Genomic DNA, 24,814 nt, shown 5'->3' with positions numbered 1-24,814 from the left:
CGAAGGAAGCCGAGGAAGACAGCCCCATGACTCCGCTGCAGATCGGTCCGCACACCGTGCAGCCGCCTGTGGTCCTCGCGCCGATGGCCGGGATCACCAACGCCCCGTTCCGGACGCTGTGCCGGGAGTTCTCGGGCGGCAAGGGCCTGTTCGTCAGCGAAATGATCACGACGCGGGCGCTGGTCGAGCGCAACGAGAAGACCATGCAGCTGATCCACTTCGACGAGACCGAGAAGCCCCGCTCGATCCAGCTGTACGGCGTCGACCCGGACACCGTCGGCAAGGCCGTCCGCATGATCGCGGACGAGGACCTCGCCGATCACATCGACCTCAACTTCGGCTGCCCGGTCCCCAAGGTGACCCGTAAGGGCGGCGGCTCGGCGCTCCCGTACAAGCGCAATCTGCTGCGCTCCATCCTGCGCGAGGCGGTGGCGAACGCGGGCGCCCTGCCGGTGACCATGAAGATGCGTAAGGGCATCGACGACGACCACATCACCTACCTGGACGCGGGGCGGATCGCGGCCGAGGAGGGCGTCACCGCCATCGCGCTGCACGGGCGGACCGCGGCTCAGCACTACGGCGGCACCGCCGACTGGGACGCCATCGCGCGCCTGAAGGAGCACGTCCCCGAGATCCCGGTGCTCGGCAACGGGGACATCTGGTCGGCGGACGACGCCCGGCGGATGATGCGCGAGACCGGCTGCGACGGGGTGGTCGTGGGGCGCGGCTGCCTGGGCCGGCCCTGGCTGTTCGGCGACCTGGTCGCCGGCTTCGAGGGGACGGGCACCTACGCCGAGCCCACGCTCAAGGAGGTCGCGGCCGTGATGCTGCGGCACGCCACCCTGCTCGGCGAGTGGATCGGCGACGAGGCGCGCGGCGTGATCGACTTCCGCAAGCACGTCGCCTGGTACACCAAGGGCTTCTCCATCGGCTCCGAGATGCGCCGCAGCCTCGCGGTGACCTCCTCGCTCGACGAGCTGGAGGCGCTGCTGTCGGAGCTGGACCTGGACCAGCCGTGGCCGGCCGGCGCGGACGGCCCGCGCGGCCGCACGTCGGGCCGCAACCGCGTCGTCCTCCCGGACGGCTGGCTGGACGACCCGTACGACTGCGCGGGCGTGGACGCGGACGCGGAGCTGGACACGTCGGGCGGCTGAGCGCGCCGCGCGGCCCCACGGGGACCGCGTTACCGTTTGAGTCCGTACGGGATGCGGGCCGAGGGAGAGCGCGCTGTGGTGAGCGGACACCGGTCCATCGAGGAGACCGAGCAGGCCGTACGCGCCAAGCTCGGTGACCTCCCGCTCCGCCGTGAGCAGATGGCCGCGGTGGCGGCCCTCTACCGCGCCGCGGCCGCCGTGCGCCAGCACGTCGAGAACTCCGTGCTGCGCGCCGCCGAGCTGACCTGGACGTCGTTCGTCGTGCTGTGGGTGGTCTGGATCCGCGGCGAGCCCGAGACCCGGCAGGTCGCCGAGGAAGCCGGCATCTCCAAGGGCACGCTCACCGGCGTCGCCCGCACCCTGCAGGGCCGTGGCCTGTTGGAACGCAAGGAGCACCCGGCCGACGGACGGCTCGCCCTGCTCGCCCTCACGCCCGAGGGCGAGCGGCTGATGGCCCGGATCGTCCCGGAGTTCAACGCCGAAGAGGTCTTCGTGACCGCGGCGTTGAGCGACGACGAGGCGGAGGACCTGGCGGATCTGCTGCGCCGGGTGGTGCTCCAGGTCGAGACCCGCGGCGCGGAACGCCGGCTGGAGCTGCTCGACGGCCAGGACCCGCCGCCCCGGCGCAGCGGACGCCGCCCGCAGCACTGAGCGCCTCCCGCGAGGACCTCGCGCCCCTCCGCCGTGCCGGCACTCCCGTCCAGGCCGTATACGACCTCGGACGCGGAAGCGTGCCTCACCTTGGCCGGGAACCATGGCCTGGCAGTTCTTCCCGGGGCCGCCTCCGGAGTGGCGGGTGGCCGAATTGGGTGCAGATCTGCCTCCCGGGGGGAACCAGGTAGGTGTTCCGGGCGAGGAATTTCCTGATCGAGGAGCACTCAGGGGGTCCAAATGATGGGACCCGCTCACACATGAGCGCGTGATTCTCGCCACCCCTGATAGGGGTTGCGCTCAGATGAGCAATTGGCGCCGGGCTCCATCTCTCCAAGGGTGGCACCCGGTGCCACGCATCATGTGTTCGAGTGATCAAGCTATTCGTCACGCTGTGTATCACACGAGGGCGCCACTGACAGCGTAGTGGAGTGATGCATTCAGGTAGTGAAGGGTCGCCTGAACGCGTGATCACTTTCGATCTGGTGGCGGACGGCTGGTTACGCACGTATGTCGACCAAGTGGACGTACCCATACGCCTTCGATCTGGGTATGTTCCTGGCCGTCAGGGCAGCCCGTCGGCGAGGAGTCAGTGCCGTGCCGGAAACACAAGATCCCCACGTAACCCAGCCTTCGTCCGCGAAGTTCGTCTACGACTTCACCGAGGGCAACAAGGACCTGAAGGACCTGCTAGGCGGCAAGGGCGCGAACCTCGCCGAGATGACCAACCTGGGGCTTCCCGTCCCTCCGGGCTTCACGATCACCACCGAAGCCTGCAAGGTCTACCTCGACAGCGGCACCGAGCCGGCGGCACTGCGTGCCGAGGTCTCCGAGCACCTCGACGCCCTTGAGCAGAAGATGGGCAAGAAGCTCGGCCAGGCCGACGACCCGCTGCTCGTATCGGTGCGTTCCGGGGCGAAGTTCTCCATGCCCGGCATGATGGACACCGTTCTGAACATCGGCCTCTCCGATGCGTCGGTTTCCGGCCTCGCCGCGCAGGCCGGTGACGAGCGGTTCGCGTGGGACTCCTACCGCCGGCTGATCCAGATGTTCGGCAAGACCGTGCTGGGCGTCGACGGCGAACTCTTCGAGGAGGCGCTGGAGGAGGCCAAGCAGGTCAAGGGCGTCCGCGTCGACGTCGACCTCGACGCCAAGGACCTCAAGGGCCTGGTCGCGCACTTCAAGGACATCGTCGCCAAGGAGACCGGCCGCGACTTCCCGCAGGACCCCCGTGAGCAGATGGACCTCGCCGTGCGCGCGGTCTTCGACTCCTGGAACACCGACCGCGCCAAGCTCTACCGCCGCCAGGAGCGCATCCCCGGCGACCTCGGCACGGCCGTCAACGTCTGTTCCATGGTCTTCGGCAACCTGGGCCCCGACTCCGGCACCGGCGTCGCCTTCACCCGCGACCCGGCCAGCGGCCACCAGGGCGTCTACGGCGACTACCTCCAGAACGCACAGGGCGAGGACGTCGTCGCCGGTATCCGCAACACGGTCCCGCTCGCGGACCTGGAGCAGATCGACAAGGCGTCGTACGACCAGCTGATGCAGATCATGGAGACGCTCGAAACGCACTACAAGGACCTGTGCGACATCGAGTTCACCATCGAGCGCGGCAAGCTGTGGATGCTGCAGACCCGGGTCGGCAAGCGAACCGCCGGTGCCGCCTTCCGGATCGCCACCCAGCTCGTCGACCAGGGCCTGATCGACGAGGCCGAGGCCCTCCAGCGGGTCAACGGCGCGCAGCTGGCGCAGCTGATGTTCCCCCGCTTCGACCTGAGCGCGAAGTCCGACCTGATCGGCCGCGGCATCGCCGCCTCCCCGGGTGCGGCGGTCGGCAAGGCCGTCTTCGACTCGTACACCGCGGTCAAGTGGTCGCGCTCCGGCGAGAAGGTCATCCTGATCCGCCGCGAGACCAACCCCGACGACCTCAACGGCATGATCGCCGCCGAGGGCATCCTCACCTCCCGCGGCGGCAAGACCTCGCACGCCGCCGTCGTCGCCCGCGGCATGGGCAAGACCTGTGTCTGCGGCGCCGAGGAGCTGGAGGTCGACACCAAGTCCCGCCGGATGACGACCCAGGACGGGACCGTCATCGAAGAGGGCGACGTCGTCTCCATCGACGGCTCCACCGGCAAGGTCTACCGCGGCGAGGTCCCGGTCGTGCCCTCCCCGGTCGTCGAGTACTTCGAGGGCCGGATGCACGCCGGCGCCGACGACGCGGACGAGCTGGTCAAGGCCGTCCACCGGATCATGGCGTACGCGGACCGGGTACGCCGGCTGCGCGTCCGGGCCAACGCCGACAACGCCGAGGACGCCGCCCGCGCCCGCCGCTTCGGCGCCCAGGGCATCGGCCTGTGCCGCACCGAGCACATGTTCCTCGGTGAGCGGCGCGAGATGGTCGAGCGGCTCATCCTGGCCGACACCGAGAGCGACCGGGAGGCCGCGCTCCACCAGCTGCTGCCGCTTCAGAAGGCCGACTTCATCGAGCTGTTCGAGTCGATGGACGGGCTGCCGGTGACCGTCCGGCTGCTGGACCCGCCGCTGCACGAGTTCCTGCCCGACATCACCGAGCTGTCGGTCCGGGTCGCGCTCGCCGAGGCCCGCAAGGACGCCAACGAGAACGACCTGCGGCTGCTCCAGGCCGTGCACAAGCTGCACGAGCAGAACCCGATGCTGGGTCTGCGCGGCGTGCGCCTCGGCCTGGTCATCCCCGGCCTGTTCGCGATGCAGGTGCGCGCCATCGCCGAGGCGTCCGCCGAGCGCAAGAAGGCCAACGGCGACCCGCGCGCGGAGATCATGATTCCGCTGGTGGGCACCGTTCAGGAGCTGGAGATCGTCCGCGAGGAGGCCGAGCAGGTCATCGCCGAGGTCGAGAAGACCTACGGGGTCGACCTCAAGCTCACCCTCGGCACGATGATCGAGCTGCCCCGCGCCGCCCTCACGGCCGGTCAGATCGCCGAGTCCGCCGACTTCTTCTCCTTCGGCACGAACGACCTCACGCAGACGGTCTGGGGCTTCTCCCGCGACGACGTCGAGGCCAGCTTCTTCACCGCGTACCTGGAGAAGGGCATCTTCGGCGTCAGCCCGTTCGAGACCATCGACAAGGACGGCGTGGGCTCGCTGGTCCGCAACGCCGCCGCGGCCGGCCGGGCCACCCGCCCGGACCTCAAGCTCGGCGTCTGCGGTGAGCACGGCGGCGACCCGGAGTCCGTCCACTTCTTCCACGAGGTGGGCCTGGACTACGTCTCCTGCTCCCCGTTCCGCATCCCGGTCGCACGGCTGGAGGCGGGCCGGGCGGCGGCCGAGTCGAAGGGCAGCGACAGCCGCTGACCCACCGGGCACCGCGGGGCGCGCAACGCGTCCGTGGTGCCCCGCAAAACCTCCGGTGCCGCGGACGGGCCTCCTACCCTCACCCGCCCGGCCGTCGGCACCGGCACCCCAACGAGGGCGGCACCTGTGCGGAGGTGCCGCCCTCGGCGTTGGCGTAGCACTCCTGGCGGGCACACGGTCTCGCCCGGAAGAGTGCGGGAGTTCACCCGGTGGTGCGGGCGGGCGTGGGAGGCACGGCACCGCCGTTCTCCCGGCCGCGGCGCGCCCCGACGAGGGACGCCCGCGCGGGGCACCCGGACGGGGGCGGCACCTGTGCGGAGGTGCCGCCCTCGCTTTCTCCGGACTCCCCCCTCGGGAGCTGCCGCCACCCCGGTCGGCGCGGGAAGGCGGCCTTCGGCGGGGCTGCCGAGCGGCCGGTTATTTGCCCATCACCCCCCACGGGATCGAGCAATCCGGGCCGGTCGCGCCGCCGTCGAATTGAGTACAAGCATTGCCGTCGCCCGCCGGGTCGCGCGAGCCCTTTCAAGTCTGGCCAAAAGGGCATGGTGACCGCGCGTGTTGGCGTGCATACTCAGGCGTGCCGGGGGCCGACTGAGCAAACAGGGGTGGAGGTTCGGTGTTACGCGTCCATTTCAGTGGACTCGATCTGGCCCGTGTGCGCATTGCGGCGCGCCCGGACGCGCTGTGGGAGACGGTGTTGAGCTTTCACCGACTGCGCGACCGGCGGGACGATTCCGCGTTCGGCAAATGGCGATCGGAAACACGTGGAAAGTTGAATGGCGAAGCGCGTCTGCTGGCGCCGCTGGTGCCCACGCGCGGCTATTTCCCCGATTTCCTGACGCCCGCCGAAGGGCTCCTCGGGATGGGGGATGCCCTCGCCGCACTGCGCGAGACACCCGCCGTCCGGCTGCACGACGAGCTCTCCCGGCTGTCCACCGCCACCCGCCCGCTCCCGTCGTGGATACGGGCGATGGCCGAGGGCGACAGCCGCGGCCTCGGCCGGCTCGCCGGGGTCCTCCAGCGCTACTACGAAGTGGCCGTCGCCCCGTACTGGTCGCGCGTCCAGGGCCGCATCGAGGCCGACCGGGCGGCCCGCGGCCGGGCCCTGCTCGACGGCGGCGCGGACCGGCTGCTCGCCTCGCTCCCGCCGATGATGCGCTGGCGCCCGCCGGTCCTGGAGGCCGACTACCCGGTGGACCGCGAACTGCATCTCAACGGCCGGGGGCTGCTCCTGCTGCCCTCGTACTTCTGCCGCCGCACCCCGGTCACGTTCCACAACCCGGACCTGACGCCGGTCCTGGTCTACCCCGTGGAGCACCCGGCGCCGCGGCTCACGCCGCACGTTCCGCAGGAACGTTCCCTCGGACGGCTCGTCGGCCAGACCCGCTCCGCGATACTCCAGGGCATCGGAGTCGGCTGCACCACCAGTGAACTCGCCCGCCGCGCCGACGTCTCGGTGGCCTCCGCCAGCCAGCACGCGACCGTACTGCGGGATGCCGGGCTGCTGAACACGCTGCGGCAGGGCAACGCGGTGCTGCACACCCTCACCCCGCTGGGCGCGGCCCTGCTGCGCGGCGCGCGGCCGGCGGAGGAGGCGGCCTACGGGCGACCGGCCTGAGGGGGAGCGGTGCGCGGGTGCGCGGTGCTTGGGTGAGCGGAGTGCGGGCGGGGCGGGCGTCCTCGGCCGGGTGGTGGGCCAGGCGTCGTCGGCGGGGTGGCGGGCCGGGGAGGCCGCCGCCGGGGCGGGGTGGTGCACCCCGCCCGTACAGGTGGCGAGGCACCCGTCAGTACGGGCGGTCGCCCGCGATGGCGACCCGTTCGGCGACCCGGCGCGCGCTCCCGTAGTCGTTCACCGCGTAGTGCTGGGTGGCGCGGTTGTCCCAGAACGCGAGATCGCCGGCCTGCCAGCGCCACCGCACCTGGAACTCCGGTACGTGCGCCTGCTGGAACAGCAGTCGTAGCATCCGGTCACCGGCCGTCTCGTCCCAGCCCACGATCCGCGTGGTGAAGGACGCGTTGACGAACAGCATCCGCCGCCCGGTCTCCGGGTGCCGGCGCACCACCGGATGCTCGACGGGCGGGAACTGCTCCTGGAATGGCGCGAGTTGTGCGGGGGAGTAGAAGCGAGCGAAGCCCGGGAGATAGTCGTGCACCGCCCGCGCCCCGTCGATCGCGGCCCTGATTTCCGAAGGCAAATTGTCGTACGCCGCGGCCATATCGGCCCACATGGTGTCTCCACCGGTGGGCGGCACCTCGCGCAACTGCAACTGCAACACCGCACCGAGCGCCGGCCGCTCCCGGAACGTGACGTCCGTGTGCCATACGTTCTCGAACGTGGGCACCCCGCCGGCCGTCTTGTCGAACCGCACCACGTCCCGGGAATCACCCTGTGCGAGCAGTGGGTTGGTCTCCAACTCCCCCCAATTGGCGGCGAATTCACGTTGTGACTCGGAAGTAAGGTGCTGGCCGCGGAAGAACAGCACCTTCCACTCCAGCAGCGCCCGGTTCAGCTCCGCGCGCAGCCCCCCGGACAGCGGTCGGGACAGGTCCAGCCCACGGATCTCGGCCCCGATCGTCGCGGCCTGCGGCACGACCTCGAAGCGCTCGTACGGCCGGTCCTCCCAGCCGTCGGGCGTACGGCGCAGCGTCCGCGGTCCCTCGTACAGCCCGTCCGCCGGGATGCGGTGCGAGCGCAGGACGGGAGCGGCGGGGGTGATGGGGGAGGCGGGGGAGGTGGGAGCGACGGAGGCGGCTGAGGTAGCGGAGGCGGCGGGAGCGGCGGGGGTGGTGGCATCGGCGACGGTGGTCAACGGGTCCTCCTGGAGGGGCGGGGAGCGGCGAGGCGGGGAGGCGGGGGCCTACGGGGCGTACGGGGGTGTACGGGACAGGAGTGCAGGGCGTACGGAGGATGAGCCGGGGCGGCGGGGCCTGCCAGGGAGGGCTGGGGCTCACGAGGGCGTGAGCAGCGCCGCGTCAGGGAGGCGGCGGCCACCGGGGCGGACGTAGGCCGGCCGGGCATCAGCCCGGGCGACCGCCGGACGGCTCAGGCGGTACGGCGACAACAGGCCGGGGGAGACCCCACCCGGCCACGGCGGCGCAGAAAGCTCAGGCCGCGGGGCGCGCACGTGCCGTGGGGGCCGCGGTCGCGCGGCGCCACCTCACGGACCTCCAAGTGCGTGCTCATGCCACGCACCGTACCTTCTCGGTGCCGGAGCGCTCAATGCCCCGGTCGCGCCTCGCGCCTCAGTCGTCGATCCCGCTGCGCTCCACTCCCGCGACGATGTACCGCTGGAGCAGCAGGAAGACGACCACCAGCGGGGCGATCGAGACCCCCGCGGCCACGAACAGCTCATGCAGATTGAGGCTCTGCGCGGTGGTGAACGTGGACAGTGCGACCTGCACCGTCCAGGACTCCTGGTCCTGCCCGATCACCAGCGGCCACAGGAAGGCGTTCCAGGCCCCGATGAAGACGATGGTGCCGACGGCGGCGAACACCGGCCGGGAGTTCGGGACCACGATCTTCCAGTACGTCCGCCAGTAGCCGAGGCCGTCGACCCGTGCCGCGTCCTCCAGCTCCTTGGGGAAGCCCAGGAAGTACTGCCGGAAAATGAAGCAGGCGAACGCGCTGAACAGCGTCGGAATGATCAGCCCGCGCAGGGTCGAGATCCATCCCAGCGTCGACACCAGCACGAAGCTCGGCACGAACGTCACGGCCGCCGGCACCATCAGCGTCCCCAGGATCGCGTAGAAGACGACGTTGGCGTGCCGGTACGGGATCCTGGCCAGGCCGTACCCCGCGAGCGAGGCCAGCACGACCGTGCCGGCCGTCGTCGACACCGCGATCAGCGTGGAGTTGAGCAGCGCCCGCCCCAGGGGGAGGTTCGGGTCCCGGAAGACCTCGGTCAGGTTCGACCACTGGAGCGCGTGCGGGAAGAACGTCCAGTCCGGTGCCGTGATGTCCCGTTCGCTGGCGAGCCCGTTGCGCACCAGCAGATAGAACGGGACCAGGAACAGCAGTGCCAGGGCGACCAGCAGCACCACCCGCAGCGCCCGCCCCGCCCTCGTCAGCGCATCCTGCATCGCGCTCAGTCCTCCCCCTTGCGGCCGAGCCCGAACCACCGGGCCTGTACCACCGTCGCCACCGCGATGATCAGCGCCAGGATCACCGCACCTGCGCTGCCCAGCCCGAGGTTCTGATCCTGGCCCAGCGCCGTGTAGTACAGGTAGACCAACGGCGGCCGGGCGTACGGCGGATACCCGCGCGCGTCACTCAGCAGGTTGTAGAACTCGTCGAACGCCTGGAACGCGTTGATCACCAACAGCAGCACCACGGCGACCGACGTGGCCCGCAGCTGCGGAAAGGTGATGTGCCGGAAGGTCTGCCAGCCCGGCCGGGCCCCGTCCACCGCCGCCGCCTCGTACAGCTGCGGTGAGATCCGCTGCAGCCCCGCCAGGAAGAGGATCATGTAGAACCCGGCCTGCAGCCACAGCCGTACGGTCACGATGACCAGCCAGTACCAGGGCGGGTGGGTCGTCGACAGCCAGGCGGTCTGGTCCGCGCCGAACCACCCCAGCACGGTGTTGGCCAGCCCGAACCGCACCCCGTTGAAGATCGACAGCTTCCAGATCAGCGCCGCGACGACGTACGAGCAGGCCGTCGGCAGGAAGAACACCGAGCGGAAGAACGCCTGGGCGACGCGCAGCCGGTTGACCATCAGCGCCAGCGCGAGCGCGAGCACATAGGTCGCCGGCACGATGAACGCCGTGAACAGCACGAACGTCCCCAGGCTGGCCAGGAACGCGCCGTCGCTGAGCATCGCGCCGTAGTTGCCCAGGCCGACGAAGTCCGAGGCGTCCGGGCTCACCGTGTTGTGGGCGTCGAAGAAGCTGAGGTAGAGGCTCCAGACCAGCGGCACGTACGTGAACAGCCCCAGCCCGAGGGCGAACGGCCCGACGAACACCCAGAACCACAGATTCCGCCGCTGTGGCCCCAGCACTCCGGCCCTCACTTCTTCTTGACCCGCTGGAGCTCGGCGCTGACCTTCCGCACCACGCCCTTCAGCTCACCCTCCGGGTGGGCGCCGTCCTTGATGATCCGGCTCAGCGCGTCCTGATACGCCGTGCGGCTCGCCGAGGTCCACAGCAGCGGCTCCGCGTGCCCGTACTCCGTCGCGAACCGCACCGCGTCGGCCGCCGCGCCCTCCCGCAGCTGCTCGGCCTGCTTCGCGAGCGAGATCCGGGCCGGGATGTGGAAGCCGTACGACAGCGCGAAGTCGCGCTGGAAATCGGTCCGCTCCACCCACAGCCACTTGGCGAAGGCTTTCGCCTGCGCGGTGTGCTTGCTCCGCGCGCTCACCGCGGAGCCGTACGCCCCCACCGGAACGGCGGGCTTGCCGCCGCTCCCGTCCGGGGGGAACGGCAGCACCCCGAAGTCGTCCCCCAACGCCTTCTTGATCTGCGGCAGCGCCCACAGCCCCGACCACTGCATCGCGGTCAGCCCCTGGACGAGCGCCGCCGGATCGGACCAGTCCGTCGGGGCTCCGAGCAGCAGCGACTTGTCCGCGTACAGCTGCCGGATCTTCCCCAGCACCCGCGCCGCGGCCGGATCGTCGAACCCGACCTTCCCCTCCTCGCTTATCAGGCTCAGCCCGGCAGCGAACAGCGGCGTACCGCTCAGCACCCCCACCCCGCCGTCGTTCCCCAGGAACAGCCCCTTGGTCTTCTTCTTCGCGCTGACCGCCTTCGCCGCGTCCACCAGCTCGTCGAGCGTCCGCGGCGGCTCCACCCCGGCGTCCTTCAGCGCGCTCTTGCGGTAGTAGAGCATCTGCATGTCGATGACCTGCGGAATGCCCCAGACCTTCCCCTGCCAGATCTTCGGCGCCAGCACGGCCTGGTTGAAGTCGTCCTTCACCGGCTCGATCTCGGCAGTCAGATCGACCACCTGCCCGGCCTGGATCTGGTCCAGCAGTGGCCCGTTGACCTCGAACACATCGGGCCCGGAGTCGGTGAGCAGCGCGGCCGCGGTCTGCCGGTCGTAGTCCCCGAGCCGCCACTGCACGGTGACCTCGGCCTTCTTGTACGCGGCGGCGTACCGCTTCACGGCCTGCTCGGTCCCCGGCTCCCCGTACTGGTGGTACCACTGACGGAGCCCGACCCCCGAACCACCGCCCCCACGGCCGGTGTTGGACCCACAAGCCGTGGCCAGCGCCGCGGCGAGGACCGCCCCACCGCCGCCCGCCATCAACCGTCGCCTGCCGAACGTCCCCGCCATGGCCGTCGCCCCCTGAGCTCGTACCCCGCCAGTAACTTCCGTTTACCGCTCGCTCACCACTGCTTCGGTGCGTCTCCGCCAGTGATCGTCGATCACCACCGCGCGACCGTCCACTCTGCCGCACGACCGTGACGCCCGCATTGCATCTCTACGAAACGGCCGACGCACGCCCAGCCGTCGCAAAGCCCCTTCAGCCCACCACCGCCCCCGCGGCCGCACCACCTATCGCCTCCAACGCCGCCTCCCAGGCAAAGGGATACCCCTCCACATACATCTCCTGGGCAAGCCCCGGCCCCACCGCCACGTCCGGCACCGACACCCGCACCGTCCGCCCGTTCACCGCGAGCAGGTACGTCACCCAGGAATCGCCACTCGCATCCGGATCGGCGTTCACCTCCGCCTCCCCCAGCGGAAGTCCCCGCTCGTTGAGCGCACCCACCAGCCGCTCCACGTTGGCCCAGATGGTCTGCCGAGCCGCGTCGAACGAACAGAGCTCCGCCACCAGATCTGCCCACCCGTACGCGACGCCGTTGTGCAGCAGCGCCCAAGGCCCCTCCGCAGTCCCCTCCTTCACGACCGCGAGCGGCACGCCCGGCATGACGAGATCGCCCTCGTACCCCTGCGGGCACTCGAAGGAGAACTGAAGGCAGCCGGGCCACTCGTCATCCGCCTCCCCGTCGTCGAGAGCCGCCCACGGCTCCACACACCCCCCGTCGACGAGTTCCGCCAGCAGGGCGGCCGTGTTCGCCCTCGCGTGGGCCGCGACCTGGTCGTCGTCGGCGAGGACTTCCCGGATGCTTTCGGCGCTGTCAGTCATGCCGTAATGATGAACCGCCCCACTGACAATCGCCCCCACAGATTCCCCTGCATCGCGACGGAGGCAGCGCCGCCACCGCGCGGATCGTCCGCCAACCATCAACCCGGCACCGGCAGTTCACTCTTTTGTGGGAACTCTCCCGGTCCTACGCGTGTGCGCTTGCCTGCCTGGCAAAGAACCAGGCGACGCCGGGGGCGGACCGGAAGGCCCCCGCGGAGGCCAGGGGGGCTCGCATGACCGACAACGTGACGCTCGCGGCAGGAGCGGTCAGCTTCATCACCGCGAATGAGAACCGTGACTGGGACACCGGCATCAATCTTTCCCTCGCGACACCCGACGCGGTGGAAGTCGCCTCCCTCTCCGTACCGTTCGGAGAATTCAAGGACGGCATGACCTCAGGCCCCTACCCGCTCGCGGTACTGACCGGCATCGAGAAGTCCGACGTGGAAAACGGCACGGCAACCGTCACCATCCACCCGAACGGCGACGACACCTGGCGCTTCGACATGCGCCTGCGACTCCGCTTCTCCGACGACACCCATATCTCCGTCAGCATCACCAACGTCGAACTGAGCGACGACCGCAACAGCTCACAATTCGCCCTGGGGTCCGCGACGCGCTGAGGGCGGCCGGGCATCACTCGTTGTAGAAGAGGTACGACCAGGCGGGAGCCTCGGCGCCGGTGCTGTCGACGGACGCTTGCGCGTGCGCCACGTACTGCGGCAGCAAGACGGCTTCGAGGTCGTTGTGGATCGTCTGCTTGATGCGGAGACCGGTGACCCACAATCCGACCATGGTGAGGAAACGCTCGACGCTGCATGCGGCGGGCAGGCCCGCGAGATGGTCCTCATCGGGTTCTGTGGGAATGCGCAGCACGTGCCCGGTGGGGCCGTCGACGACCAGTTCGCCGCCCATCCAGAAGCCGATCTGGAAAAACGGTCCGGTCTCCTGGACCGGGGGGACGTCGTCGGGCCAGAAGGCTTCGTCCATCACGTCGAAGCGGGAATCCCCGTACGGGTAGAGGCCCATACCGAATTCCCGCATGTCGGGAAGACCGAATTCAAGGAGTGTGCGCCGTGCCGCTTCGTCCGTGAGGTCGTCGGGCACTTCCTCCTCGTCGAGCTCGAAGATCTCCCCTTCGCCGTACAGCGGGATGAGATCTTGCGGGCTGGGCGGCGGGGCGCCCACGGGCGCGGTCGGGCCGACTGCGGCATACGGACCGGACAGCGGCTCGGCAGCGCCGGATCCGAAGCCGGCGAACTCCTCTCCCGCACGTGGCTCGAGCGCGAAGAGGCCGCCCGATCCGCCGAGGATCACCAAATCGCCGACGGGCAGCGGGGGGCTTTCCAGCAAGGTGCGGTGCGCGCTGCGGCCTGCAGGGACGCCGTCGTACAGATCGTGGAACGTCCGGGGCCCCGGGCGTCGGCCGGCTTCGTCCGGGGAGCCGGCGTCGGCCGGGTGCGGCCAGGAGAGAGCGTCCAGATGACCCTCGGGGATGTCGTCTCCCTGCCAGGGCCCGGCGAGCAGCTCACCGGTCTCGGCGTCCCAGATCGCTGCGTCCGGGCGCTTGCGCTCACAGAGACCGGCAACAGCGGGGCGGCCGTCCCAGCGCACTTCGGCCAGCGCGGTCAGCACCATCGGCTGGGTGTAGCTGACGTGGTAGCCACCGGGCGGCCGCCAGTGAGTCCATGCGGTTTTCCACGGCAGCTCGACCCCGGACCCGGCGACCGCGGAGGCGAATGCCGTGTCCTGCCGTGCGGTGGCCATGAGGTGCATCAGGGCCGCCCATTCCGACTGGCTGGCCGGGACCACTCCGTACGACCACAGGTGAATGCCGTCACCGGCGGCTGAATTTCCCGGTACATGACCGCCGAACGCGCAGCACGCGGCATCCATCAAGGCGGTTTGGGGAATATTGGCGAGCACATCGCCGCGGGGGAACAGCTCTTCCAGCGCTCCCGCCTGAACCGCGTGAGCGGCGAGCCCGGCCGCCGCGTACCTGCCTTCGGGGCCGGAACGGTCCCATCCCTCGGAATGCCGGAATTCGTGCGCGGTGCGCTGGAGCCAGTCGACGAGGTGCTGACTGACCCGCGCGATCTCCGCTGGGGGCGTCTCCTTCCGCAGCCACTCCGCCACACCCTCGTCGAGGAAGGCCACGCCGTTCGGGCCCAGCTGGACCAGATCGGAACGGTCGTCGACAAGCTGGGTGAGGGCTGTCTCGGCGACCGGCTCACCGGTCAGGGCGCTCGCCAACTCAGCCCATATCCGCAGGGGAACGTCGCGCGGCTCCGCCAAGGCCAGCGCCCGCAGAAGAGGGGATTCCAGCGCTTCCGAGGGCTCGCTCTCCGACAGCCGAAGGATCACCTCGGACCGGGCGGGGAGGTCGCGGGGAGTGGTATGCGCCAGCACGGTGACATTGCCGCTGTTCAATCCCGGGACGGTGCGGGAGATGAGGCGTTCCGGTTCGTAGGAACGCCGGGTTTGGCCCGCCCTGTGTGTATTGGTGACGAGCGCGAGCCGCCGCTCGGTCAGCTGCCGAACGGAACTCCGCCAGCGACTCCGGCTGCCCGGCGAGAGGTCCACCCCGAGGGCGACGAGGACCTCTTGGTGAACTTCTTCCGAGGTGAGTCCTTGCGCATCAACGAGGACGCTTCCCTCGATGCGCCGGTGGGCTTCCTGGAGGGCCGACGCGCCGTCCGTCCCGGACGGGTCGAGCACATACGCCGGACGGCCACCGGGGGGACACTCCTGCCACCAGTCGCTGATGACGGTTACGGCGTCTTGAAGTCTTGTGGCTGCGTGTTGGTCAGAGCTGTTCACGATCATCCCAGTGGCCGCGGCCCAGGCTTGCCTGCTCGGCCTGGCATCTCGACGCTCTTCCGCCGTCGTGACGTTGCTTGAGCGGGCGAGCCAGTAGTGGCCCGGCACCGTCAGGAATCGGGGAAGACCGCCGGCGAGTTGTTGTTCGTTCTCATTATCGTCGAAGCCCTGGAAGGCCCGTCCCACGGCTCCGTCCAGCAGCAAGTCGCTACGCGTAGAGGAAAGCCTGGCCCTTGTCGCAGAGGTCGGTTGCGGACGTCGAAGGCACCGCCCCGTCACTGCGAGTGGAAGGCATAGGCCCAGGCCGGAGCCTCCGCTCCGATCGGGTCGATGCGCTTGTGGGCGGCGAGTACGTAATCGGGCAGGAGACGTGCCTCGTCATCACCGTCGACAAGTTCCTTGATGAGGTGGCCGGTGACCCACTGACCGACCATGGTGAGGAAGTTCTCCAGGCTGTGCGCCGCCGGTAGGGCCGCGAGGTGTTCCTCTCCGGGCTCTGTGGGAATGCGCAGTACGTGTCCTGTAGGGCTGTCGATGACGAGCTCCCCGCCCATCCAGAAACCGATGTGGAAGAAGGGGCCGGACTCCTCGATGGGGTCGATGTCCGTTGGCCAGGTGACTTCGTCGAAGATGCTCATTCGGTGGTCACCGCGCGGGTAAATACCCATACCGTCTTCATCGCTCATTTCCGGCAGGCCGTATTCCATGAGCACGCGGCGCGTGGCTTCGAGCGTCAGGCCGTCGGGCAGCAACTGTGCCGGGAAGGTGTGGAGGCGATGGGCCCCGTACATCTGGACCAGATCTGCGGGGCTGGGCGGGGAGGCGTCCACGGGAACGGTCGCCGTGGTGAAGGCGTAGCGACCGGAGAAGGGTTCCACGTTCGGTGAGTGGAAACCGGAGAACTCTGCGTCCTCCGGAATTTCGATGGCGAAGAGGCCGCCCGAACCACCGATAGTTATCTGGCCGTTGCGGGAGAGCGGGGGGCCGGCGAGAAGCGTGTCGTGGAGCGCTTCCGCGTCCGACATGGCGTCCTCAAGGTCTTCGACGGTTTCGGGACCCGAACGGTCCTCGTCCGCTTTCGCCTCAGCTCCCGCGTCGTCCGGCTGCGGCCAGGTCAGATCGGCGTGGTGAGCCTCCGGGATCTCCTCGTGCCAGGGGCCGGCGAGGTGTTCGCCGGTGACCGCGTCCCAGATGTCGGCGCGGGACGTCCAGGTGTGGAGGCCGGCAACGGCGGCACGGCCCTGCCAGCACACTGCGGTCAGTCCGTCGACGGGGCCCGGTTCGAGGTACCGCCAGTGGTACCCACCCGGTGGACGCCAATGCGACCACGTCGTCTTCCAGGGCAGCCGCACACCGGAGTCCGCGACGGCCGCGGCGAAGGAGCGGTCCGAACGGGCCATGGCCATCAGGTGCAGCCACGCGGCCCACTCCGGCTGACGGGACGGGATCACGCCGTAGGACCAGAGATGGACCGCGTCGCCGGCGGCGGTACCTCCCGGCAGGTCACCCAGGAACGCGCACCGTGCGGCGTCCATCAGGGTCGTCTGCGGGATGTTGGCCAGTACCCCGCCGTCTTGGAGGAGAGCGCCGAAGGGGGTGGCCGGACCCGGATCCTCGGCCGGTCCCGACGCGACGAGGGTCGTTTGTGCGGCGTGCATGGCCAACCCGAAGGCCGCGTAGCGCCCTTCGGGACTCGCTGCGGCCCATCCCTCGGCATGGCGGAACTCGGGTGAGACCGATGTCAGCCACTCGGTCATGTGCCGGTCGACGCGGTTGATCTCGTCGTCCGTGGCGCTCCGTCGCAGTTCCTCCGCCAGGCCCTCGTCGGCGAAGGACACTCCGTGCGTCCCGGACATCAGGTGGTCGGAGAAGTCCTCCAGTACGGCGTGGAGCACGCCTTCGGCCACCGGTTCCTTGCCGAGCGCGTGCGTGAGTTCGGCCCAGACGCGCACCGGCACCTCCCGGGGCTGGGAGAGCGCCAGCGCACGCAGCGGCGTCGGCCAGGAGCCACCGCCGTCTGCACGGTCACGGAGGGAGAAGACGGCATCGGCGAGCGGCGGCAGCGCCTCGGGAAGCGTGTGGACGAGCACGCCCACGGGGCCCCCGCTGAGGCGGTCGGTCACCTGAGTCACCAGGCGCCGCCCTTCGGACGAGCTACGAGTGCGGCCCGCACGATGTGCATTCACGATGAGGGCGAGCCGCGGCTCTCCCAATCGGTCGAGCTCGGCGCGCCAGTTCCACCGGTTGGCGGGTGACACGTCAATACCGACTCGGTGCAACACCTCGGCCATGACTTCCTCGGCGGTACGCCCCGAGGCATCCACCAGGATGCTGCCCCCGATCTGCTGGTGCAGCTCCCGCAGCACCGCAGCACCGGCAATTCCCGAAGGGTCGGCCAGATGCGCCCAGGGGTCACCGGTGTGCCACTCGTTCCACCAGCGCAGGAGAAGGGGCATCACCTCGTGGGGAGCGACCTCCCCGGACGTCGGCTCGCGCTCGGTCATCCCACTCCCTGCTGCTGCTTCTCGCGATCGAAACGGTCCGTACAGGCGTGGGCCGCCTCGTTCCGTAGTTCGCCCGCCATGGGCAGGCAGGTGGATGTACGCACGGCGGCGGAGGCCATGTGCCGCCGATGCCTGACGAAATCCGACGGGTCCAGCCGTTGTATTGAGCCCCTACCGATCGATGACGGCATTTACCGCGCAACGCCGAGGGTTAGGGGTTGGGGTGGTGGCGCTTGCGATAGAGGCCGATTGCTGATTGCGGGGGGAAGTTGGGGACGTATGTCAGCGCACCGTCGCTCTTGGAGATCACGAGATGGCTGCCGCCGAATGAGCGTGGCTCCGTGGGCGGGAAGGTGGCGTAGATGAGGTAGCCGATGTCGAATTCTTCGACGTGCAGAGGTGCCAGGGTGCCGTCGTGGCAACGGGGCTTGAAGCTTGAACTGGCGATCTCCAGTGCTTCCGCGGGAGTTGCAGGAATCTGGGGTGCCGATTCCGCCGGCGGCTCGGTCTCCGGCATGGAGCCTCTCTCCTCTTCAGCTGGCTCAGGGGCAGGGGCGCGCGACAACGCGTGGGTGTGTGTCAGGGATTGTGGAAGGCGTACGACCAGGCGGGGGCTTCGGCTCCGGTCGGGTCGATGTTCCGGTGGGCGGTGAGGACATGGTGGGGCAGGAGGTATGCCTCGTCGCCGTCGACCAGGTCCCTGGTGAGGTGTGAGGTGGGCGGCCATCCACAGCGCGACCATGGTCAGGAAGTTCCCCTTGCCCTCTCCAGCCTGACCATGCGAGCTTGAGTCTTGGATCGCGGTTCACCCACCGAGTTCTTGAGTGCGCCGCCGGCTTTCTTGTGAGCTTGTTCCGCCTTGGTGACTTCCGCCTTGGCGGTTTGACGGCACTCCGGTGGCTCGCGTTTGCCTTGTCGCCGGCCCTCGCGAGGCTCTATTGGGCCACACTCAACTTCTGCCGTGCGGCATCGGTCAGTCGTTGAGGAAGGCATATGACCACGCAGGAGCTTCCGCGCCTGTTTCGTCGACGAGCAACTGGGCGCTCTGCACGTGCTGCCGCAACAGGTAGAGCTCGTCGTCCTCGATGACGGCCTTGAGGCGGAGGCCAGTGACCCACAGACCGAGCAGCGTCAGGAAGCTCTCCAGACTGCAGGCCGCGGGCAGGGCTGCCAGATGTTCCTCGTCGGGCTCTGTGGGGATGCGGAGTACGTGACCTGAGTGGCCGTCGATGACCAGGTCGCCGCCCATCCAGATCCCGATCTGGAAGAGCGGGCCGGTCTCTTCGAGGGCATCGATGCCCGACGGCCAGGAGACCTGGTCCAGGGCTTCGGGCAGCCGGCCGGCCCACCCCCAGGGGTAGAGCGCCATGCCGCTCTCATCCACGGCGGGAAGGCCGAGGTCGGTGAGAGCGCGCCGGGTTGCCGGGTCGGTGAGTGCGGCGGGGAGGTCCCCATCTCCGAACTTCCGGAACGCGTCGGCGCCGTACAACTCGATCAGATCTGCCGGGCCGGGCGGCGGTGCATCGACGGGTGTCGTTTCGTTTGCCGCCACGTATGGACCGGAGAGGGGACGCACTTCGGAGGAGGTGGTACCGGCGAAAGGTCCCCCTGCCGCAGGTTCGACGGCGAACAGGCCACCGGCACCACCCAGGACGGTCACATCCTCAAGAGCCAGCGGGGGAGCGGCGAGCAGCAGCTCGTGGGCCGCAGGCTCGTCCGGCATGGACTCGAAAAGCTCGTCAAACGTCGTGGGTCCCGCATCCTCCTCCTCATCGGGCCACGACAGGTCGGGAAGATGCTCCTCCGGAATGTCCTCCCCGTACCAGGGCCCGGCCAGCAGCTGGCCGGTGAGGGGGTCCCAGAGAGTCGTGGACTCGTCGGCGTCGTAGAGGCCGGCAACGGCCGGCCGTCCTTGCCATTGCACTTCCGCCATGCCGTCGCAGGCGCGGAATGAGAGGTAGCGATGGTGGTAGGCACCCGGTGGCCGCCACTGCGTCCACTTCACCTTCCACGGGAGGTCCACGCCGGATGCGGCGACGGCGGAGGCGAACGAGTCGTCGCCGCGCGCGGTGGCCATGAGGTACAGCCAGGCGGCCCATTCCCCTTGCGCGGCCGGAATCATGCCGTACAGCCAAAGGTAGGAGGCGTCCGCGGCGGCCGAGTTGCCGGGAAGGGTGCCGAAGCTCGCACAGGCGGCGGCGTCCAGCAGCAAAAGCTGGGGGACGTTCGCCATCGCTTGCCCGTCCTGGAGCAGATCACCGAAGACCCGCGCAGGCCCCTCGTAGTCTGCGGGAAGCCCCTGGTAACAGCCGGCACGTGCGGCATGCATGGCAAGTCCGGTCGCCGCATAGGCGCCTTCGGGGCCGTGCTTGCTCCACCCCTCCGGGTGCTGGAATTCCGGAGAGAGGTCACACAGCCACCGGACCAGATGCCGGTTGACGTTTTCGACCTCCCGCTCGTCCGTACCGCGGCGCAGTTCTTCGGCGAGGCTTTCGTCCATGAACCGGACGCCGCTCTCGTCGGAGGCAAGCGCGTCCGGGAACTCCGTCAGGACTTCCGAAAGGGCGGACTCCGTCGGTCGTTCGCCGGTCAGAGCGGCGGTGAGCTCAGCCCACATGCGCAGGGGCACGACGCGCGGCTCCGACAAAGCCAGGGCACGGACAGACTGCGGCCAGTCGCGATTCGTGGACTCCTGCCCCTCCACCTGCACCGCGATGGGTGCACGTACGGAGCGCCTCACCGGCCCGCTGTGAACGACAAGTCCAGCCTTGCCACCGCTCAATCCCTGAACCGTTCGGGAAAGGAGGCTTTCCGGCTCGTACGAGAAGCGCGTGACTCCCGCCCGGTGAGCATTGATGACGAGGACGAGCCGGGGCTCTTCCAGCCTCCGCAACGACACACGCCAATTCCGGCGGCTGCCTGGAGAGAGGTCAACGCCAAGAATCCCTAGTATTTCGGCGTGCAACTCTTCGGCGGTACGCCCGGTGGCATCGAGCAGAACGCTGCCGGCGATGGTGCGGTGGACCTCGCGCAGCACCTCGGCGCCGTCGCGTCCTGAAGTATCCGCCACATGGGTCCACTTGCCGCCGGGGCGCTCGTCCCCCCACCACTCGGTGATGAGGGAAACGGCATCCTCGTTCGACGTGATGTTCGGTGACCGTTCCTGGTTGCCCATTATGCCTCTACTGACGTCCCCGCTTGGGCTTGGGGCTGCTTCTTACACTGTTATATGTAGGGAAGGTCAAGCCCATGCGGCCCACATGGCGATGAGGGCAAAAGTTATGACCGTCATGCATTCGCGAGAACTCGGGGCCGAGGGTTTCTGGCTGTGCGCTGGTCAGAGCTGTTCACGATCATCCCAATGGCCGCGGAAAATGGCGTCCCAATGTGGGTGTCCAGCAGTGATCGGGTCAATGTCTGCGGCCCAGGCTTGCAGGCTTCGCGTGGCATCCCGGCGCTCTTCCGTAGTCGTGACATTGCTCCAGCGGACGAGCCAGTAGAGGGCAAGCACAGTAAGGAATTGGGGAAGGCTGCTGGCGAGTTGTCGTTCGTTCTCATCACTGTCGGAGCCCTGGAAGACCCGCCCCGTGGCCCCGTCCAGCAGCAAGTCGGAACGCATCCATCGGCCTAGGCGGTAAAAGGTGCCTGCTTCTGATGGGCGAGGCGTATGTGCGGGCCACGAGCCTTCTTGCAGGCCCGTCTCCGAGAGGTCCGAGAGGGCGGCGAAAGGGAGGTCGTCTTCGAGGGCGGGGAGACCGCTACCAGCCAGGAAGGCGCGGCTACGCGTATCCGAGAGGCCGCTGGGCAGTTGCGTGGCATCAAGGAGAACGCAGGGGGCGTCCTCGAAGATTTCCTCCAGCCACCGATGCGTCGGTGCGTCCGGGCGGATTGCGGCCTCCGGCACCGGCCAGCGCGCGGACAGGTTGTGCGTGCTCAGAAGCGGTGCATCGCGCCAGGACGGGCTTTCGACGACTCTGTTCGGATCGGCCACATCGATGACGAAGACGCCACCACCACCGCCGTAGACCCACACACCGTCACCGCCGGCCGCCAGACGTTCGGCGGACTCCGGTGCCCGGGGGGCAGGGCCGCCGTTCTGGTCGAGGGGGATTTCATATTCTTCAAACTCGCGTCCTTCGACGCGCTCGATCTCCCCTGTCACGGCCCAGTACTCCGTGACGATGCGAGTTCCGCTCAAAGGTGTGCCGTCCTGCAGACTCCAGACCTGCTCCTGAGACCAGCCATCGGCGTCGAAATCGCAGTCGTCCGGCAGTTCGTCCTCATCGAGTGCAGTCTGCGTAGCGACGACGGGAGAACCGTGGAGGTTTCCCATGACCAGGTTCTCGGCGGCCGCTTGGTCGCTGGGGGAGGGGCCGAGGACTCCGTACGGTCGCCACCGTGTCCATCGGGTTGTCCATGGCAATGAAGGGGCGGCGCTGGCCAGTTGGGAAGCAAACTCCGTTTCACCGCGATTCATTTCGGCCCAGTGCAGCCAGGAAAGCCACTCCTCTTGGCTGGCGGGCTCGACGCCATCCGCCTCCAAGTAGTGGATGGCGGAAGCCCGCGTGCCGAACGGAACACCGTGTGGATAGGCCAGCGCCAATCCGGTGAAGATCGTGCGGTAATCCGCGTGAACCAGGAACGTGGTCGAATCGAGCAATTCAGGAAGTCGGCCGGCGAGCGCCGCATGCACGGGCAACGCAAACGCCGCGTACTCTGTGAAATGGTCACCGACCTGAGCCCGTTGTGGGTGCTCGGAGTGTGTGACACCGGTCAGCAGGGCGTCAGTGATACGGCCTTGTTCCGCAACCGTTGCACCCTGTTCCGATCGAAAGAGGTGATGTATGCCGTCGGTTCGGAAACCGACTCGTTCCACGCCCGTGGTGTCAATGTGTGAAGTGACGATATCCGACGGCATGGTGAGCAGGGATTCACGCAGGTCCTCGATGGTCCCGGGGACCTCCAGTGCGTCACACAAAGCTTCCCAGACGGGCAGAGCGATCTGCCGAGCCTCTGCTGCCGCGAGTGCTCGAAGGCGCGGGTGTTGTGTGATGAGCCGGGAAACCCGGCCGTATGGCTCATGAGTATCACCATCGTCCAGGAGAATCCCGCCAGCGTCGGCGAGAGGGGGTCGTACCGACGCCTGCTCGGCATCACCTTCCATAATGATGCGTACCGCTCGCCCGCCATAGACCGCGAGTGCCGGCACCAAGGATTCGGCGATGCGCCGAGGTTCCGTCGAAGTGGCGGATCTGCCTGCCCATTGCACGTTTCCGAGGAGAACGACGAGTTCCGTCCGGTTTCTGGACTGTTCCCGGACCGCGTCATCCAGGGGGTTTTTCCGCTTTCGGAGGAACCCGGGCTCGTACCCCCATTCAGCAAGTAGGGCGGCGATAACGCCATCCATGTCCAGGCCACGGCAATCCACGTAGGACGCTGCTGTGGCACGCTCGCGGATTTCCTTGACAAGTCGTGTCTTACCTGCCCCCACAGCCCCTCTGACCGGGAGGATGCAGCTCCCCTCCAGCGGCTCTTCCAGCCAACGAGTAAGGCGAGCGAGTGCTTCGTCGTAGAGCACGGGGTGACGGCTCCGATCGATGTCGACAGTGAAGGGCAGGTAGTGGACTCGACCGTACTACGGCTGCGACGGTGCTGCCGGTGACGGCACCTGGGGCTGCCTGGTCTGTATCGCCTTGTCCCATGCGATCAGAAGCTCTCCGCGTACCTGGTTCATGCCGACACCCCACTTGATCTTGAGGTTCTCCTGTCGTTGCACCGTGGCTTCGTTTTCGCCGAGAGTGTCGGCTTCCACATCGCCGTATCGGTAGGGAATGGCGTACGAAACCTCTACGCCGCTCTTCTCGTCAGGGACATTTTTGATCTGCTGTTCCGTCAAGTCGCTGAACTTGGTGCGTTCCGATCCGGGCCCCTTGGCAGGGCGCTCCAAGTTTTCACTGATGTAGTGAGAGCAGCCCTGCCCGCCCAATTCGCCACTGTTTCCACAGGGTTCGTACTCGGTGTACAGGCCGGTCAGCTTGAACTGCCGGTCAGGATTGGTCGCCTGTGCCCGTCGCAGCGCTTCTCCGCCCAGCGGCTCAGAGTGAGCGGAAACTTCATCTCCCTCTGCGGAGCCGGGTGGAACGGAAGAGTCGATCACGTAATGTATTCGACTGTTTCCGTCCTTGTCGGTTTCAGTGACTTCGAGCGCCATGTAATTTCGGCCGGACATATCGGGGCGGAAGATGTCGTCCGCTGCCTTCTCGACCTCTTGGGTCCACAGGGCTGTGAGGCGCCGCTTCTGTACGTTGATGTCCTTCAGGCGCTTTTCCTTGGCGGCCTTTGAGTCGTCGTCGCTCTTCGGGACGCTCTGTCGTGCTGCGTATTCGCGAGCAAACGCCTTGGGGTCATTCGCCAGCGAGCCACCCTTAATCGAATGTCCGTCGTGGATCCGCACTCCGCCGTTTGGTGCGCCTTCTTCCTTGACGGGGACATTGAGGGGCGAGTATTCGCGGTGCACAGCGTTGCTCAGACGGGCGATGCCGGCGAGCGCGGCCATTCTCTGATGCCGGTCCAGGTCGCGGAATCCCGGGAGAATGGTGTTGAGGTGTTCCACGTCCAGAGCGCCGTGTGCCTTGATCTCACGGACAGCTTGGAGCAGCGGCGCTTCAGTCCCAGGGGTCTTCGGTTCAGCCCACCTGTGTACTGCATCCACGACCGGGCCGATGTCCATCTGGAGCACGTCGTGCGTCTGACGCAGGCGTCGTTGCGCGTCGTCGCCCAACATGCCGTCATGCGTGTCGGTGGCCTCCTGCGCTGTGTTGTATTCGGCGGACCCCTTGTATTCGGAACTGTCGAATCGACGTTCAGAATCAGCTAGGTTTTGCCGCCTCTTCTCGGCGCTGTCCCTCTTGGGCTTCTTCGGTTTGCTCGGGCCCTCACTGCCGTCCGGACTCTCGTTCTCCGCCTTGTGCTTGCCGCCCGCTGGTTCTGCGGGAGGCCGACGGTCCTCGCCGGTCGGCTTCGAAGGCCCTGGGTTCCCTGAGCCGCTCTGCTTGGGCGCGGAACTCGGGATGGGTTGGCGGTTGGGGTTGAGGGGGATGGCGTGGACGCCGTTGGTGCCGTCGTGGAGGGGGGTGTTGCTGCGTTGGCCGGTTTGGGCGTCGATGTAGGTGAGGTTGCCGTTGTGGTTGACGACGTTCCAGGCGTGGGCGCGGCCGTTGTGGTCTTGGGTGATGATGACGGCTTGGGAGCCGTGGCCGGCGTT

General features: G+C 68.3%; 16 protein-coding genes. 5 read left to right on the top strand and 11 right to left on the bottom strand.

Annotated features, from left to right (window positions below):
- Window positions 1–26: 26 nt before the first annotated feature.
- The 4 genes from dusB (at window position 27) to OO62_RS02990 (ending at window position 6,756) form a co-directional block, all read left to right on the top strand.
- Complete coding sequence (dusB, locus tag OO62_RS03005; RefSeq protein WP_033265591.1) at window positions 27–1,154, top strand: tRNA dihydrouridine synthase DusB; 1,128 nt, start codon at window positions 27–29, stop codon at window positions 1,152–1,154.
- A gap of 78 nt (window positions 1,155–1,232) precedes the next feature.
- Window positions 1,233–1,805, top strand: a complete 573-nt coding sequence (locus OO62_RS03000; protein ID WP_033265769.1) for a MarR family winged helix-turn-helix transcriptional regulator — start codon at window positions 1,233–1,235, stop codon at window positions 1,803–1,805.
- Window positions 1,806–2,357: 552 nt separating this feature from the next.
- The gene (gene ppdK, locus OO62_RS02995) at window positions 2,358–5,138 is read left to right on the top strand and encodes a pyruvate, phosphate dikinase (RefSeq protein WP_398742055.1); all 2,781 of its coding nucleotides are present in this window, start codon (window positions 2,358–2,360) and stop codon (window positions 5,136–5,138) included.
- 772 nt (window positions 5,139–5,910) lie between these two features.
- On the top strand, window positions 5,911–6,756 hold the full coding sequence (locus OO62_RS02990) for an ArsR/SmtB family transcription factor (RefSeq protein WP_033265589.1): 846 nt from the start codon (window positions 5,911–5,913) through the stop codon (window positions 6,754–6,756).
- 166 nt (window positions 6,757–6,922) lie between these two features.
- Here the strand turns inward: OO62_RS02990 and OO62_RS02985 are convergent, their stop codons facing one another.
- From OO62_RS02985 to OO62_RS02965, 5 genes are all read right to left on the bottom strand, one after another.
- Window positions 6,923–7,855 carry a TauD/TfdA dioxygenase family protein gene (locus tag OO62_RS02985; RefSeq protein WP_033265768.1) on the bottom strand — a complete coding sequence of 311 codons (933 nt, stop codon included), beginning with the start codon at window positions 7,853–7,855 and terminating at the stop codon, window positions 6,923–6,925.
- Window positions 7,856–8,381: 526 nt separating this feature from the next.
- Window positions 8,382–9,218 carry a carbohydrate ABC transporter permease gene (locus OO62_RS02980; RefSeq protein WP_033265588.1) on the bottom strand — a complete coding sequence of 279 codons (837 nt, stop codon included), beginning with the start codon at window positions 9,216–9,218 and terminating at the stop codon, window positions 8,382–8,384.
- A 5-nt stretch (window positions 9,219–9,223) separates the two neighbouring features.
- Complete coding sequence (locus OO62_RS02975; RefSeq protein ID WP_033265587.1) at window positions 9,224–10,147, bottom strand: carbohydrate ABC transporter permease; 924 nt, start codon at window positions 10,145–10,147, stop codon at window positions 9,224–9,226.
- Window positions 10,144–11,409, bottom strand: a complete 1,266-nt coding sequence (locus OO62_RS02970) for an ABC transporter substrate-binding protein (RefSeq protein WP_206738491.1) — start codon at window positions 11,407–11,409, stop codon at window positions 10,144–10,146. The genes OO62_RS02975 and OO62_RS02970 overlap by 4 nt, the downstream gene beginning before the upstream one ends.
- Window positions 11,410–11,599: 190 nt before the next feature.
- Window positions 11,600–12,226 (bottom strand): hypothetical protein, encoded by a 627-nt coding sequence (locus tag OO62_RS02965; RefSeq protein ID WP_129322956.1) that lies wholly within the window; start codon window positions 12,224–12,226, stop codon window positions 11,600–11,602.
- Window positions 12,227–12,459: 233 nt separating this feature from the next.
- Between OO62_RS02965 and OO62_RS02960 the strand changes: the two genes are divergently transcribed.
- Window positions 12,460–12,849, top strand: a complete 390-nt coding sequence (locus tag OO62_RS02960; RefSeq protein ID WP_033265585.1) for a hypothetical protein — start codon at window positions 12,460–12,462, stop codon at window positions 12,847–12,849.
- 13 nt (window positions 12,850–12,862) lie between these two features.
- Here OO62_RS02960 and OO62_RS02955 read toward each other — a convergent pair whose 3' ends face one another.
- From OO62_RS02955 to OO62_RS37600, 6 genes are all read right to left on the bottom strand, one after another.
- Window positions 12,863–15,250: an SUKH-4 family immunity protein gene (locus OO62_RS02955; protein WP_129322957.1), complete on the bottom strand. Its 2,388-nt coding sequence runs from the start codon at window positions 15,248–15,250 to the stop codon at window positions 12,863–12,865.
- A gap of 71 nt (window positions 15,251–15,321) precedes the next feature.
- Window positions 15,322–17,550: an SUKH-4 family immunity protein gene (locus tag OO62_RS02950; protein WP_033265583.1), complete on the bottom strand. Its 2,229-nt coding sequence runs from the start codon at window positions 17,548–17,550 to the stop codon at window positions 15,322–15,324.
- A gap of 211 nt (window positions 17,551–17,761) precedes the next feature.
- Window positions 17,762–18,067: a hypothetical protein gene (locus tag OO62_RS02945; protein WP_033265582.1), complete on the bottom strand. Its 306-nt coding sequence runs from the start codon at window positions 18,065–18,067 to the stop codon at window positions 17,762–17,764.
- Between the two features lie 456 nt (window positions 18,068–18,523).
- Complete coding sequence (locus OO62_RS02940) at window positions 18,524–20,725, bottom strand: SUKH-4 family immunity protein (protein ID WP_033265581.1); 2,202 nt, start codon at window positions 20,723–20,725, stop codon at window positions 18,524–18,526.
- Window positions 20,726–20,887: 162 nt separating this feature from the next.
- The gene (locus OO62_RS02935; RefSeq protein ID WP_129322958.1) at window positions 20,888–23,128 is read right to left on the bottom strand and encodes an SUKH-4 family immunity protein; all 2,241 of its coding nucleotides are present in this window, start codon (window positions 23,126–23,128) and stop codon (window positions 20,888–20,890) included.
- Window positions 23,129–23,185: 57 nt separating this feature from the next.
- The coding region (locus OO62_RS37600) for a toxin glutamine deamidase domain-containing protein (protein WP_211267949.1) at window positions 23,186–24,814 on the bottom strand (1,629 nt) is incomplete at its 5' end.

The organism is Streptomyces lydicus, from assembly GCF_000717345.1.
Taxonomy (GTDB): Bacteria; Actinomycetota; Actinomycetes; order Streptomycetales; family Streptomycetaceae; genus Streptomyces; species Streptomyces lydicus.
This window is presented reverse-complemented; position numbering and strand designations above follow the sequence as displayed.

Excerpts from the sequence above, each read along its gene's own strand:
- dusB (WP_033265591.1), top strand. The coding sequence starts at position 27 with ATGACTCCGCTGCAGATCGGTCCGCACACCGTGCAGCCGCCTGTGGTC.
- ppdK (WP_398742055.1), top strand. The coding sequence starts at position 2,358 with ATGTTCCTGGCCGTCAGGGCAGCCCGTCGGCGAGGAGTCAGTGCCGTG.
- OO62_RS02980 (WP_033265588.1), bottom strand. The coding sequence starts at position 9,218 with ATGCAGGATGCGCTGACGAGGGCGGGGCGGGCGCTGCGGGTGGTGCTG.
- OO62_RS02970 (WP_206738491.1), bottom strand. The coding sequence starts at position 11,409 with ATGGCGGGGACGTTCGGCAGGCGACGGTTGATGGCGGGCGGCGGTGGG.
- OO62_RS02965 (WP_129322956.1), bottom strand. The coding sequence starts at position 12,226 with ATGACTGACAGCGCCGAAAGCATCCGGGAAGTCCTCGCCGACGACGAC.
- OO62_RS02960 (WP_033265585.1), top strand. The coding sequence starts at position 12,460 with ATGACCGACAACGTGACGCTCGCGGCAGGAGCGGTCAGCTTCATCACC.
- OO62_RS02950 (WP_033265583.1), bottom strand. The coding sequence starts at position 17,550 with ATGACCGAGCGCGAGCCGACGTCCGGGGAGGTCGCTCCCCACGAGGTG.
- OO62_RS02945 (WP_033265582.1), bottom strand. The coding sequence starts at position 18,067 with ATGCCGGAGACCGAGCCGCCGGCGGAATCGGCACCCCAGATTCCTGCA.
- OO62_RS02940 (WP_033265581.1), bottom strand. The coding sequence starts at position 20,725 with ATGGGCAACCAGGAACGGTCACCGAACATCACGTCGAACGAGGATGCC.